The sequence below is a fragment of the Paraburkholderia sp. SIMBA_030 genome, assembly GCF_046535245.1.
Classification (GTDB): Bacteria; Pseudomonadota; Gammaproteobacteria; order Burkholderiales; family Burkholderiaceae; genus Paraburkholderia.
On record NZ_JAWRXB010001269.1, the window covers coordinates 1 to 248 of the forward strand.

General features: G+C 64.5%; 1 pseudogene. It reads left to right on the forward strand.

Going from position 1 to position 248, the window contains the following annotated elements:
* Positions 1 to 248 (forward strand): annotated as a pseudogene (locus SB772_RS44120) (leucyl aminopeptidase); the annotation flags it as partial.

Sequence of the window (248 nt, forward strand, 5' to 3'; positions counted from 1 at the left end):
GCCGTATGCCCTGGTCGGCAAAGGCATCACCTTTGACACCGGCGGCATCAGCCTGAAGCCGGGCGCCGGCATGGATGAAATGAAGTACGACATGGGCGGCGCTGCCAGCGTGTTCGGCACCCTGCGTGCTGTGCTTGAGCTGAAACTGCCGATCAACCTGGTGTGCATCCTGGCGTGCGCCGAGAACATGCCGAGCGGCAACGCTTCGCGCCCTGGCGACATCGTCACCACCATGAGCGGCCAGACCG